Below are 13,189 nucleotides of genomic sequence, written 5' to 3' on the forward strand. Positions count from 1 at the left end.
CCTCTGCCGGCTGGCAGAGGGTTCTTTTCTTTTTCTCTGTTCCCGCTGGCCTAGGACGCATAGCCCGTTTCCCCGCATCATATCTATACCATAGAACAATCGGGAGGCGGGTTATGGACAAACGGAAAATTCTTGCATATGGAAAGCTGGCGCTGATCTGTCTTGGCATATTCGCCTGCCTGGGGATTCTGGCAACTATGGCGCTCACCGTGCAGACCATTTCCCCGGCAGCGGCGGAGGAACCGGCGGTGGAGCTGCCCATCATCATGTATCACAGCATCTTAAACAGCGACGCCAAGGCGGGGAAATATGTCATTACGCCCAAAACGCTGGAAGAGGATTTTGCCTATTTAAAGGCGCATGGATATACAGCCGTAACCATCAGCGATCTCATTGCATATCAGGAGGGAAGGAAAGAACTGCCGCAAAAGCCTATTATGATTACCTTTGACGACGGCTATTACAACAACTATAGCTATGCCTTTCCGCTGCTGAAAAAATATGATATGAAGGCCGTGATCTCTGTCATCGGCCGCTATACGGATGAATACAGCGCCAGCATGGAGAAAATGAACAACAACTATTCCCAGCTCACCTGGGACCAGATCCGGGAAATGATGGATTCGGGATATGTGGAGTTTGCCAATCATTCCTATGATATGCACAGCGACACCACCCGCCGCGGAGTAAAAAAGAAATACCAGGAGGCGGCGGGGGAATACCGGATGGCCATTACCCAGGATATTGGGCAGATGCAGGCCGAAATGAAAGAGGAAACGGGATGGGAACCCGTCTGCTTCACTTATCCCTTTGGGTTTATCAACGACGAGGCTCAAGAGATCATCCGGGAAATGGGCTTTAAGGCCAGCCTCTCCAGCTATGAATACGTCAACCGAATCACAAAAGACCCGGAATGTCTCTTTGAACTGGGGCGGTATAACCGCGCTTCCGGCGAAAGTATGGGAGAATTTATGGCAAAAATGACGGATGTGCGCTGAATTCGCCGCTTTACATGGGGAGAGAAAGCCTTTATAATGGAATATATAGCGTAAAAGAACTCTATATACGGCTGTTTTCTGATAGAATCGGAAGCAGGAGACAAGACAAAGGAGAAAACGAATGCATATCGAAAAGACGTTCCGGACGGACCTTACCCGCTGTTATTCGGCGGGCTGCACATATATCGACGGGAAGGCAAAGCTCCTTCTGAGCTCGGAATTGGAGGGCCCCACCCGTTTGGTGGACGCCGAAACTCTCGCCATGGAGACAGTCTGCGAAGGGCCGGGGGGTGTGATGTCCATGATTCCCATCCCCGGGAAAAACGGGGATTTTCTCATGGTGCAGCGGTTCTATCCGGTGTTCCAGTCCAAAGAAGCGGGAATTGCCTGGTGCCGCCCGACGGCGGACGGCTGGGAAACCCGGGAGATTCTCAAGCTGCCCTATCTCCATCGGTTTGACCTGTTCGCCGTGGGGGATACGGTCTGGTTCCTGGGGGCGACGCTCTGCACCAGTAAAACCGAGGTAGACGACTGGTCGGACCCCGGAAAGCTCTGGGTGGGTATCCTGCCAAAGACGCCGGAGGAAACCATGGAGGTGTATCCCATTCGGGAAGGGCTTCTCAAAAACCATGGGTATTACCGCTGGAATTGGCAGGGAGAGGACGCGGGATTCGTCACCTGCAACAGCGGCGTCTATGTGGTTCGTCCTCCTAGAGCGGGCGAAACAGACTGGCGCATTGACCATATCCTGGAGCGGCCGATCAGCGACGTGGCAGTTTTGGATATCGACGGCGACGGCGAGGATGAGCTTTTGCTTCTGGAAGGTTTCCATGGCGACGAAATCACCATCAATAAAAAAATCGACGGAGAATACAAGGTTATTTGGGAATACAAGGAAAAGCCCATCAAGATGGTGCATGTGGCCTGGGGCGGCCTGCTGCGGGGCATTCCCACCTTTATCTGCGGCACCCGCAAGCTGGACGGCGGCCTGTTCATGGTTCGTTATAATAGGGAAACCGGCGGTTTTAAGACGACGGAGATCGAGGGAGATACCGGCCCGGCGAATGTATGCGTTGTCCTGGGAAAAGACAAAGATCTGATTCTGGCAGCCAACCATCGCATCGGCGAGGGTGCTGTCTATACCGTGACAGACTGATATGGAGCGAAACAGCGAAAAAGACACACATGCCCATGGATTATAATGGGCATGTTTTTTCTTAAAGGAGGAACTATGCGGATACGCAAGGCGGAAGCCGGGGATATTTCCGCCTGGATGCAGATTCTGCATCTGGTGGAGCAATATTTCCCCGGGCTTTGCCCGGAGGAATATGAGAAGGAATTAGAAGAAAGCATCGGCCGGGAAGAGGCCCTTGTGGCTGAAGAGAAGGGGATTTTGGGAATGGCGGCATTTTCGCTTTCCCGGGGAGAAATAGAGTTTCTGGCTGTGCATCCGGCGGCCCGCCGGCGCGGCGTAGCAGGAGAACTTCTAAAGCACATACTGGCCGGATTCCCAGAGGGAAGGAAAATAACTGTGGAAACCTATCGGGAGGGAGATCCCCTGGGAACGGCGGCACGGGCGCTGTACCAGGCGATGGGCTTTTCTCCCGGGCCGCTCACCGAAAATTTTGGCTATCCCTGCCAGCGGTGGGAATATGAAAAGAAACGGCCATTGCCTCGGGAATAAAGGGAGACCCTTACAAACGGCGAGATAGATATTTATGCAGTTAAGACACGCTGGGATATAAAAAGAGCTTCTTACTGGTCATTGGTTTTTGGAAAAACAAAGGTTCGCTGCCATCCATTTGTCATGAAAAAAGGCGCCGGCTCCGCATCGGGAACCGGCGCCTGCCTTATCTCAGGGGCCTATTCTTTATGTTTTTTTAGAAAGAATACTGCCGTTCCGGCGCCGCCGGCCATCACAAGCAGGAGAGCCAGCCAGAGGCCGATGTTTCCCGGGTCCCCGGTTTTGGGCGGATCCGGATCCGCAGAGGCAGGGGGATTCTCCGGGGCGGAAGGGGAAGGCTCCGGGGGATCGGTTGGGGCAGCCGGGGAATCTTTCACCGTATAGGATACTGTCGGCTTGGAAAAGACCTGCTGCGGCCCCGGATTTCCATTGGTATCCACGGGGAAGAGGATGGCGGATATGTTGGTATACAACCCGTCGTGTCCCGCGCTGCCATCTGTGTCATATGTGCCATAAGTTCCGGGAGTTGTTTTGGGATTGGTCAGCTTGACGGTATAGGTTAGGCTGACAGGCGCGAAATTGGTGACCGCTTCGTTGATTTCCCAGATAAACCGCTCGGTATCCTCGAGATTTCCGGGAATATACGTCACCTTATAGGCATAGCTGCCATCGGACAGAGGTTTGAAGCCAAATTGATTTTCCCCTATCTCCTGAGCTGCATAGCTGTCATTGCCCACGCGGAGAGTCATGGCAGAAGCCTGGCTGATAAAATCGAAGTTGTAGTCCCCTGGGGCATAGCCTATGGTATCCTCCACATAGGACCCCGCATCCACCAGATAGATAATCTCATTCAGGATGCCGTCAAAGCTGACCTCTGCGCCCTTTGCCAGATATTTCATGAAGGAGGGGCCAAAGGGATAAACGGCCATTTCGGATTCCACGCCCGCTGTCACGGCGTAGGTATGGGGATATTTGGAGGCAATGCGCTGATAAGCCTGATGGGAGGCATAGAGGGCAATATCCACCGTGGATGTATACAAATCTTTTTCGCCATAGGCCACAAAGCTCTTTTGGGAGATATCCTCGCCGCGGACATAGGGTGTGGCCTTTTCCGCAATCGTTTTATCCAAAAGACTTTCGGTTCCGGCGAGGGCGGACGCCCAGTCGGAAGGAACATAGCCATTTCCGTGGAGGACATCCCAGCCGTCCGGCGATGCCAGCATGGGGGTGGAAGGAGCATCGGCGTTGGCAAAATTGACGCCATAGTTCTCCTGCTCCGCGGTAGTTTCATCATCCCAAATATAAGTAATGCCGTCGCTGACTAAAATCAGATATTTCCGGTCCGCAGAAACAGAAGTATCCGCATCCAGCATCGCCTCGCCGGCCAGCAGGCCCGCGCTCATGTTGGAACCGCCGGTTGCAGGCCGGGCGCTCATGAAATCCGTTACTGTGTCCTTCGTGGTTTCGGAAAGCTCTGTCAGGGGAAGGGTGGTCACTTCGCCCCGGAACTGCACGGCCCCAATTTGAATCGTGGCTCCCGTATTTTTGACCTGCGCATAAAGCGTTTCCAGCATTTTGGCAACTTCGGCTTTGACCGGCTCGCTGCAGCTGGATTCATCGAGAACGAACACTACGTCAGTGACTAGATGTTCCTCGGCGGAAGGAAGAGAAAGAGTAACCTTGGACTCATAATTTTCATCCAGATTGGTGGCGGTTTTGGAACGGGAGACATCCCACGCCGGGTCTGCCGGGTTCTCGGGTTCTGTTCCGGCTTCACTGTAGGTATTAGAAAGTGTCAGGCTGGTTACGGTACCAGCGGAAACAGAGAAAAGCAGCGCCTCATCCCGGGTTTCGCCGCCGTCTTGCTGCAGGGAAGCGGTATAGCTATAGCCCTCTGCCTCTGCTCCGGATTCCTCTATCACATAGCGGCCCTGGGGGAGATAGCAATTCGGATAGACAGCGTCGCCGTTTGCCGGCAGTGTGCCGCTCCAAAGAGCATCTCCTGTCTTGTTTCCTTCCGAATCGGCGGCGTAAATGCGGACCTGCGGATCCGGATACTCTCCGTTCCCGATGCCGGATGCGGCTTTTTGCAGACGCACGGCGCCCTTTTCCGTGAGTTTTGTGTTGGTAAAAACGGCGACGGGAATATCGCCGTCCTGCTTTGTTTTCACAACATAATCCGTAGTATATTCGGTTGTCTTGTTTCCGCTGATTGCCCGGATGGTGTAGCCTGCTTTCTGGGTTTCGGTAATTCGGTATGTGCCGGCGGGCACACCTTCCAACACGACCGTTTCCCCGCCCTTGACGATGACAGTGCTGCTGGCTCCCGCCGCCGATGGATCGGCCGTATATGCGCCGTCAGCAAAATAGAGCGCATTTCCTTCTGCATCGGTCAGGGTATAGGAAAAGGATGCAGAATCCGTCAATTCCCTGCCGGATTCATCTACAATAACTTTTTCAATGGCAATTTTTCCTTCTGTGAGGAGAATATCCAGGCCATCGGCGGCAATATAGAGGTCAAGGCCTGTCGGTGTGCCGCTGTTTCCCCGGCTCCGCATCCCTCTGCCGCCCGTGCATTCCTGCAAGCCGGTGTACTTATAGTCGGTAAAATCTGCGTAATAATAGGTTTTTCCATTGTAGCTCGTAGTAGGCAGGAGGCCTTTCAGCGAGGCGGGAATATCCAAAAACAGCATGCGGCCGCTGACGGTCACATTGCTCATCTGATATGTTCCCTCTACCCATTCGATGCTGTCCGGCGAAAGGGATGCACGGATCTCATATTCCGTTTGGCCGCCTTCAGTCTGCGTTCGAACATTGTATTTGCTGAAATCATATGTCCGGCTGCCGGTTTTGACAACCATTGTGTCCGGCTGAATGATGCCGTTTACAGTGGTGGGAACGCCGTCCACCGTAAAAGTATATTCGCTGTCAACCTTTATGTCTATATGGTCATATTCTCTGCCATAATCTACTTCCCCATATGCCAGGGCCGGCAGGGGAAGCAAGGAGAAAAGTACGGCCAGGCACAAAAACAGCGCCAACATTTTTCTGGATCTTTTCAAATCGTTTCATCCTCCTCATGATCTGGATTCTGGAAGAATGCTTTTCGCATTCTTCCGCTGTTTGCGCGATTTGAAAAGATCCACTTGCCTGTGAAAAAAACGGAAAAAGACATTTTCTTTCCCCAGCCGGTTCCCGGGAAATATACCGTTCCTGATTTTGCCGGTATACCGCCCATGGTTCCGGGTTCGGATTTTAAAAGGAAAAATGCCGGAGATTTCCAACAGGGCCGATAGAATGACCCTATATAACGGGATACCCACCTTTCTTTTCTGATTTTGAAAAGTGTACATTTTTTAATTCTGAAAAGTGTAATTTTTGAAAAGCCCGGGAACCGGGAAAGACAGAAGAAAATATATGTATATCAGGCTTGAAAACTTTGGATACAATGAGTATAATGACTATATATTGTAATTTGCGTTGCGTTTGAAAAGGTACACCTTTTCAAAAAATTGTCAGTTTTTACCTATATGGTTTTTTCAAAACGCACCGCCGCTGAATAAAAGGTACCTGCCGGCATTCCACAGGCTTCAGCCGCCTGCTGGAGTGTTATTTTTTTGCTTCGCCAGGCGTGATGCATCCTGTCAAAGTTATCCGGCAGCGGGCGCGGCGGTCTGCCGAAGCGGACGCCCCTGGCCTTTGCCGCAGCGATGCCCTCCGCCTGCCGCTTATGGATGTTTTCCCGCTCATTTTGCGCCACAAAGGAAAGAATCTGCAAAACGAGATCTGCGATAAACGTGCCCATCAGGTCTTTGCCGTTCCGGGTATCCAAAAGCGGCATATCAATAACGCAGATATCCGCGCCTTTTTCCCTGGTCAGAACGCGCCATTGCTCCTGTATTTCCGCATAGTCCCGGCCCAGGCGGTCGATGCTGAGAATATATAAAAGATCCCCGGGCTTCAGCCGCCGCACCAGTTTTTTATATTGCGGCCGGTTAAAATCCTTTCCCGACTGTTTGTCCATATATTGGTTTTGGGGCGGCACACCCTTTTCAAAAAGGGCAATGCGCTGCCGGTCCTCGTTCTGGTCGGTGCTGGAAACCCGGATATATCCATATACCATCCGTTTCACCCCCTTTCCAATGAAAGCTATAACAGAAAAAAGACATACCTCAGAGGGAAATATGCCTATGGATAGGAAAAGAACAAAACCCATCCGGCTGGGAAACATACAGTGAGAACCCGAATCCTCCCAAGTGTTCCTGCCCGGTATCTGCGGACGAATCCTCCAGGCATACGGATGCCAGGGTGAAACTATGTTCGTTTTTTGGCGCATCGGTCCTATTTCCAGCATTGCTTTGTCCTCCGAAGATGTGGTAGCTGGATGCGCATGGCTTTGGAAACGTTTTCCCGCCATAGCATCCGGCACATTCGTAGTATGCCCGATCCAGGCAGTTCTCAAAATAATGGAAAGAAATGAAAGTTGCTCGGGGGAGAAGTGTCATATGGCGGTTCTCTTATATGCACAAATATTGATAAAGAAGGGACGGAAAAGAGGAAAGACAGGCGGGAAGCCGTCTGTCTTTCCTCTTCAAATCAGTATGTTTTACAGGAGAGAACCCGCAACCGATGGTTTACTGTAGAGCCGGATTTTTCCGCCATTCCATCGCCCATTCGGCCAGGCCGGTTTCTGCCTCCCATAGATACTGGGAAATGGAAAAGCCCTCCCGCAAATAGAACCGGACGGCACGGATATTCCTCTGATAGACATGGAGCGTTAGGCTGCGGTGGTTTTTCTTTGCCGCCTCCAAAAGATTCCGCCCAATTCCCTGGGAACGGACGGAAGAATCGACAAAGATTCCCGCGATATAGTGATCCATCAGGCCGATGAATCCCTGGATCTTGCCGCCGGCCTCCTGGACATGGACCTCGGAATGCAGGAGCGCCTGGCGCACCGGGGCCATATGCTTTTCGAAATATTCCTTTGGAAGATAGAAGTGAGCCTGTCGGTTTACCCGGAACCAGAGCTGGAGAATTTGGTCCAGGTCCCCGGGCTGCATTCTTCGGATCATGCTATCCCTCCTTGCCTGCCGATGATTTTTAAATTATAGCACAGCAGGGCCGGAACGGCAAAAAAATCCCCCGAAAGACCGGGGGATGGAGAGGAAAGATGTTTTTGTGCAGCAGCCTATTTTTTCAAACTATCTGCGGCGCGGGTGGCATAGGAATTGTCGACCAGCTTGGAATAATCGGCCCGCTGGGTCAGCTCGCCGGCCTCCTCCATCACATCCTGCAGACGGTTGAAGGCGTCTTCTGTCATAAAGGGCGTGGCATTCCAGGCATCAATCTCCTGATAGCGTTTCGCAACCTTTTCCAGAATTTCCAGATCCGTGTCCGGGAAGAAGTCTGCAATGGTCTGCGCAATTTCCTTGGGTGTTGCCGTCGTGATCCACTGCTGTGCCCGGGCGATGGCATTGGTGAATTTCTGAATGACTTCGGGGTTCTTTTCTATGTAGCTACTGTTGGCGAAATAGGCTGTATAGGGGATTTCACCGGATTCCTGACCAACAGAGGCCAGCACATAGCCCTTGCCCTCCTGCTCAAACAGGGATGCCGTGGGTTCAAAGAGGGTGACATAGTCCCCCGTGCCGCCGGCAAAGGCTCCCGCCATGTTGGCAAATTGGATGCTGGTATCCAGGTTCAGGTCGCTGGGCTGTACGCCGTTGTTCTTCAGAACGTATTCCAGGGTCATATAGGGAACGCCGCCTTTGCGCCCGCCCAGGAGATGTTTGCCCTTCAAATCGGCAAAGGAAAAGTCGTCGTCCTGCGTGCGGCCCATGATAAAGGAACCGTCGCGCTTTGTAAGCTGGGCAAAAACTTTGGCATAGTCCTCTTTGCCTTCATTATACACATAGATGGCGGCTTCCGGGCCAGCCAGGCCGATATCCACCTGCCCGGCGACAACGGCTGTCATGACTTTATCCGCACCTTCGCCGTTGATAAGCTCCACATCCAACCCTTCGTCTTCAAAATACCCCAGCGCGATAGCTGCATATTGGGGGGCATAAAAGACCGAATGGGTCACTTCGCTGACCGTGATTTTTACCTTTTCCTCCTGGGGCGTGCAGCCGGCCAACAGGCCGACAACCAGGAGGGCTGCCATAAGAAAGAGTAAGCTTTTTTTCATTCTGTTCTCCTTTCAAAGCTGCTTTTCTTTTACAAATTTCTTTTCTAATAAAAGTACGCCTTGATACATGACCGCCGCGGCAACCGCAAGGATGATTACGCTGGCCATGACGAGGTCCATTTGGAATACTTGGGAACCATAGACGATGAGATAGCCGATCCCGGCCTTGGAAACCAGGAATTCGCCCATGATGACGCCCACCCAGGACAGCCCCACGTTCACTTTCAGAGAATTGACCATGGTGCCGAAATTGGCTGGAAGCACGACCTTGGTGAATACCTGCCATTTGCTGGCCCCCAGCGTCTGCAAGAGCTTGATTTTTTCAATATCCGTGGCCATAAATCCGCTCAGCACCTCCAAAATGCTGACGATGAGAGAGATGGCCAGCGTCATGATGATGATGGCTTTGGGCCCGGCGCCCACCCAGACAATAAAGATAGGCCCGAGGGCGACTTTGGGAAGGGCGTTTAAAATGACAAGATATGGCTCAGATACCCGGGAGAGAAATTTCGACCACCAGAGCAGGCTGGCGATCAGTGTTCCGGCGACCGTCCCCAGCAGGAAGCCGACGACCGTCTCTAAACAGGATATGCCGATATGCGGAAAAAGGTCCCCTTTGGCATATAAATTGGCGATGGTGTTGAGAATCCGGCTGGGCTGGCTCATGATAAAAGGATCGATCCATCCCAGGTTTCCCGCCAGTTCCCAAAGCCCGAAAATAGCGACAAGAATAAAGATGCGGACGGAATATACCGCCGCTTTTTCGTTCCGCGTCCGCCGCAGATAGAGCAGGCGCTCTTTTGAAGGTTTGATTTCTTTTGTTTTTTTCTTAGACATGAATATCCAGCTCCTTCCAAATCGCATTGAAATATCCGCGGAATTCTGGCAGTTCCCGGCGGGCCAGGGGAGGAACGTCCGGTCCGGCAAAGGAAATTTCATGGGTATTCCGGATGACGGCCGGGCGTCCGGAGAGCACGATTACCCGATCCGACATGCTGATGCTCTCGGAGATATCATGGGTCACCATGATGACAGTTTTTTTCTCTTTTCGGATAATGCGGTAGATATCGTCGGAAACAGCCAGCCGCGTCTGATAATCCAGGGCGGAAAAGGCTTCGTCCAGCAGCAGAATCTCCGGGCGTGTGGCCAGGGTGCGGATGAGAGCGGCGCGCTGCCGCATGCCGCCGGAAAGCTGGGCAGGATATTTATCCTTGAATTCATAGAGCCCATATGTCCTCAGCAGGTCTTTGACGTAATCGGTATTTTCCTTCGTTTTGCATTTTTGAACCTCCAAGCCCAGGGTGACGTTCTGCCAGATCGTCCGCCAGGAGAAGAGATGATCCTTTTGCAGCATATATCCAACCATGGGGCTGGTTTTGGTTACCAATTCTCCGTTCACATAGACTTTTCCGGCAGTAGGGGGGAGAAGCCCGGCGATCACAGAGAGCAGCGTGGATTTGCCGCATCCGCTGGGGCCGACGATGCTCACAAATTCCGCAGGCTTCACGGCAAAATCTATGTTGGAAATGGCTTCGATCTCGCCATTGGGGGATTGGTATTTCAGCGAAACATTTTGAACGTTTACAATGTCTTCCATAGCTTTACCTCCTCCGTGTATTATATGGGGCGGGCAGGCTTTTGGTGTTTTTTCAAAATCAGAAAAATTTGAAGTTTTCCCCAGTATTTCTAATGGAAAAGAGCACTTTTTTTTCATAATTTTCTGCGAAAGAACAATACTACTCTTATCAATTTTTTGAAGGAGCAGTGTATGAAAGCAGTGATTATGGCAGGCGGCGAGGGAACGCGGCTTCGTCCGCTGACGTGTATGGGGCCCAAACCCATGGTGGAGCTGGTGGGGAAACCCATGATGCAATACACCGTGGAGCTGTTGAAAAGGCATGGAATCACGGATATGGCGATGACGCTCATGTATATGCCGGAGAAGATCCGAAGCTATTTTGGCGATGGCAGCCGGTTTGGCGTGCATATCGAATATTTTGTGGAATCCACGCCGCTGGGGACGGCGGGAAGCGTCAAAAATGCGGCGTCCTTTTTAGACGAGCCTTTTCTCATCATCAGCGGCGATGCCCTTACGGATTTGAATATCTCCAAGGCCATAAACTTTCATAAATCCCAGAAATCCAAGGCGACGATTATTCTGAAACCCATGGAGAATCCTTTGGAATATGGGATTGTTCTCACGGATGAAAACGCCCATATCACCCGTTTTTTTGAAAAACCGGGCTGGTCGGAGGTGTTCAGTGATACAGTCAACACGGGGATGTATATTCTGGAACCGGAAATTCTGGATCTGATCCCGGAGGGAAAGAATTTTGACTTCTCCAAGCAGCTGTTCCCCCTGCTCATCCAAAGGGGAATTCCCTTGAGCGGCTATATTATGGGCGAATACTGGTGCGACGTGGGCAACATCGATGCATTCCTGTCCGCCGGAGAGGATATTCTCAAGGGAAGCGTGGAAGTCGAAATCCCGGGAACAAACATCAATGGCCTTTGGGTGCAGGAAGGGGTGCATATCAGCAATTCGGCACTGATCCAGGCGCCTGGGTTTATCGGGAAAAACAGCGATATCGAGGATGCCGCGCGCATTGGTCAATACAGCGTCATTGGAAAAAATGCCAAAATCGGCGCCAATGCCAACATCAAGCGCAGCTATATCGGAAATAACGTCTCGGTTGGGGCCTCCGTGAAGGCCAGCCACAGCACGATTTGCGACAACAGCGTAATTGGGGCGGGTTGCCGGCTGTTTGAGGGGAGCGCCATCGGGAAAAACTGCGTTTTGGAGAGCGGCGTAACGGTTTCCCCCCGGGTAAAGATCTGGCCGGATAAGTGGATTGAAAAGAACACGACGGTCAACGCCCACATCGTCTGGGGCTATGGAAAACGCGCGAAGCTTTTCACCATTCATGGGATTGCCGGGCGCATGAACGCGGATCTCTATGCGGACACGGCGGCAAGAGCAGGCGCCGCCTTTGGAACGGTAGCCGCGCCCCGGGGAAACCTGCTTCTGGCCCATGATGGGGATGCGGGCAGCGAAATATTGGAGGGAGCCTTTGCCCATGGCGCATGCAGTGTGGGTACCCAGGTGCTTCGGGCGGGAAAAGCCCAGCTGGCCGAAGTGTATCTTTATACCCGGGATAAGAATATGCAGAGCTGCGGCTATATCCGCCGGGTGCGGGAAGGCGTCTATTCCATTGCCCTTTTGGGAAAGCAGGGAGAGGTCTTGGAAAAAGGGCAGCTGAAAAAACTCAATGATACTTTCGATAAGGGCGAATTTTTGCGGACGGAGCCCCGGGACCTTTTGCCGCCGCTCAAAAGCCCGGATATTCATGGGCACTATCTGGAATCTTTAAAAAGCGTGTTCAGCGCCGATTTCACCGGGGAACAAAAACCCTGCATCGGCGTAATTCCCACGGACACGCCGGCAGACGATTTCCTCATGGACGCCATCGTCTGCGCGGGGTTTCAGGCCAAGCAGGGCAAACGCCCGGGAAAAGAGGTGCTGTTCGCCGTTCGGATGGAAGCCAACGGCATGGGTGAGCTGTTGGCAGAGGAAAGCCGGATTTCCGGAGAACTTCTGGAGATCATGACGTATGCCCTGGGCTTTGAGCTGTTTCATCCCAAAAGTGTCCGGATTCCCATGGGGACGCCGGGCGCAGTCGAGATATTGGCGGAAAAGCAGGGGATTGCGCTGCACCGGGATCCCCATGTGTATTACGATCCCGCCCTATACCGCATGTTTAACGATCTGCCCTATCTGTGCATACTATTGGCGGAGAAGCTGATTCGTTCGGATATGACGCTGGAGGAATATCTGCGGTCGCTTCCGGCCTATTATGCTCATTCCCGGCAGGTGAACTGCGATTGGAAGGATATCGGCCGCATTTTGAAGCGGTTCTGCGAGGCAGTGCCGGGCGGCGTTATGGAAAAGGGCGTGCAGATCCAGACCGAAAAAGGACGCGGATGGATCTGCCCGGACGACTATACTCCCTCTATCCATATTCGGGCGGAGGGGATGAACGAGGAATTCTCCCGGGAGCTTTGCGACCTGTATACGGACAAGGTGCGGGAATTGCTGAAGCGGAATCCTCAATAGGATAAGAACAGAGGAAAGGCAGCGGACCGGCTGCCTTTTTTGATGGAATCCCGCGCGGCGGAGGGCCGGAAAAAAATCTTTCCCTTAACGAATGGAGGAAAATGTGGTATGATATATTCTAGGATAGTATTACCGGAAGAGAGGTTACAGATAGATTGAGAAGAAAAGCAACGGTAAGCAAAGAAAAGACAGCAGAAGAGACAAGG

Annotated in this window: 10 protein-coding genes; 4 read left to right on the forward strand and 6 right to left on the reverse strand. The window is 52.3% G+C overall.

Annotated elements, in window-relative coordinates; genetic code table 11:
- The first annotated feature begins 113 nt into the window (after positions 1 to 113).
- From H8693_RS00685 to H8693_RS00695, 3 genes are all read left to right on the forward strand, one after another.
- Positions 114 to 998 carry a polysaccharide deacetylase family protein gene (locus H8693_RS00685; protein WP_249279361.1) on the forward strand — a complete coding sequence of 295 codons (885 nt, stop codon included), beginning with the start codon at positions 114 to 116 and terminating at the stop codon, positions 996 to 998.
- A 121-nt stretch (positions 999 to 1,119) separates the two neighbouring features.
- A complete protein-coding gene (locus H8693_RS00690) occupies positions 1,120 to 2,154 on the forward strand; it encodes a hypothetical protein (RefSeq protein ID WP_249279362.1) in 1,035 nt (344 codons plus the stop codon).
- 75 nt (positions 2,155 to 2,229) lie between these two features.
- Positions 2,230 to 2,682 (forward strand): GNAT family N-acetyltransferase, encoded by a 453-nt coding sequence (locus H8693_RS00695; protein ID WP_249279363.1) that lies wholly within the window; start codon positions 2,230 to 2,232, stop codon positions 2,680 to 2,682.
- A 179-nt stretch (positions 2,683 to 2,861) separates the two neighbouring features.
- Here the strand turns inward: H8693_RS00695 and H8693_RS00700 are convergent, their stop codons facing one another.
- The 6 genes from H8693_RS00700 to H8693_RS00725 all read right to left on the reverse strand — a co-directional run bounded on the left by H8693_RS00700 (position 2,862) and on the right by H8693_RS00725 (position 10,466).
- The gene (locus tag H8693_RS00700) at positions 2,862 to 5,744 is read right to left on the reverse strand and encodes a vWA domain-containing protein (RefSeq protein ID WP_249279364.1); all 2,883 of its coding nucleotides are present in this window, start codon (positions 5,742 to 5,744) and stop codon (positions 2,862 to 2,864) included.
- A 464-nt stretch (positions 5,745 to 6,208) separates the two neighbouring features.
- Positions 6,209 to 6,805, reverse strand: coding sequence for a recombinase family protein (locus H8693_RS00705; protein ID WP_178621859.1), 597 nt, complete (start codon positions 6,803 to 6,805; stop codon positions 6,209 to 6,211).
- A gap of 511 nt (positions 6,806 to 7,316) precedes the next feature.
- Positions 7,317 to 7,754, reverse strand: a complete 438-nt coding sequence (locus H8693_RS00710) for a GNAT family N-acetyltransferase (RefSeq protein ID WP_249279365.1) — start codon at positions 7,752 to 7,754, stop codon at positions 7,317 to 7,319.
- Between the two features lie 116 nt (positions 7,755 to 7,870).
- Positions 7,871 to 8,869, reverse strand: coding sequence for an ABC transporter substrate-binding protein (locus H8693_RS00715; RefSeq protein ID WP_249279366.1), 999 nt, complete (start codon positions 8,867 to 8,869; stop codon positions 7,871 to 7,873).
- Between the two features lie 12 nt (positions 8,870 to 8,881).
- Positions 8,882 to 9,706 (reverse strand): ABC transporter permease, encoded by an 825-nt coding sequence (locus H8693_RS00720; protein WP_178621865.1) that lies wholly within the window; start codon positions 9,704 to 9,706, stop codon positions 8,882 to 8,884.
- Positions 9,699 to 10,466, reverse strand: a complete 768-nt coding sequence (locus tag H8693_RS00725; protein ID WP_249279367.1) for an ABC transporter ATP-binding protein — start codon at positions 10,464 to 10,466, stop codon at positions 9,699 to 9,701. The genes H8693_RS00720 and H8693_RS00725 overlap by 8 nt, the downstream gene beginning before the upstream one ends.
- A 171-nt stretch (positions 10,467 to 10,637) precedes the next feature.
- Here H8693_RS00725 and H8693_RS00730 point away from each other — a divergent pair, with 171 nt between their 5' ends.
- Positions 10,638 to 12,983 (forward strand): sugar phosphate nucleotidyltransferase, encoded by a 2,346-nt coding sequence (locus tag H8693_RS00730; protein ID WP_249279368.1) that lies wholly within the window; start codon positions 10,638 to 10,640, stop codon positions 12,981 to 12,983.
- Positions 12,984 to 13,189: the final 206 nt, after the last annotated feature.

It is taken from the genome of Guopingia tenuis, from assembly GCF_014384805.1.
Lineage (GTDB): Bacteria > Bacillota > Clostridia > Christensenellales > Christensenellaceae > Guopingia > Guopingia tenuis.

Coding starts and splice junctions, on each gene's coding strand:
- H8693_RS00690 (WP_249279362.1), top strand. CDS start 1,120: ATGCATATCGAAAAGACGTTCCGGACGGACCTTACCCGCTGTTATTCG.
- H8693_RS00725 (WP_249279367.1), bottom strand. CDS start 10,466: ATGGAAGACATTGTAAACGTTCAAAATGTTTCGCTGAAATACCAATCC.
- H8693_RS00730 (WP_249279368.1), top strand. CDS start 10,638: ATGAAAGCAGTGATTATGGCAGGCGGCGAGGGAACGCGGCTTCGTCCG.
- H8693_RS00705 (WP_178621859.1), bottom strand. CDS start 6,805: ATGGTATATGGATATATCCGGGTTTCCAGCACCGACCAGAACGAGGAC.
- H8693_RS00710 (WP_249279365.1), bottom strand. CDS start 7,754: ATGATCCGAAGAATGCAGCCCGGGGACCTGGACCAAATTCTCCAGCTC.
- H8693_RS00715 (WP_249279366.1), bottom strand. CDS start 8,869: ATGAAAAAAAGCTTACTCTTTCTTATGGCAGCCCTCCTGGTTGTCGGC.
- H8693_RS00695 (WP_249279363.1), top strand. CDS start 2,230: ATGCGGATACGCAAGGCGGAAGCCGGGGATATTTCCGCCTGGATGCAG.
- H8693_RS00685 (WP_249279361.1), top strand. CDS start 114: ATGGACAAACGGAAAATTCTTGCATATGGAAAGCTGGCGCTGATCTGT.
- H8693_RS00720 (WP_178621865.1), bottom strand. CDS start 9,706: ATGTCTAAGAAAAAAACAAAAGAAATCAAACCTTCAAAAGAGCGCCTG.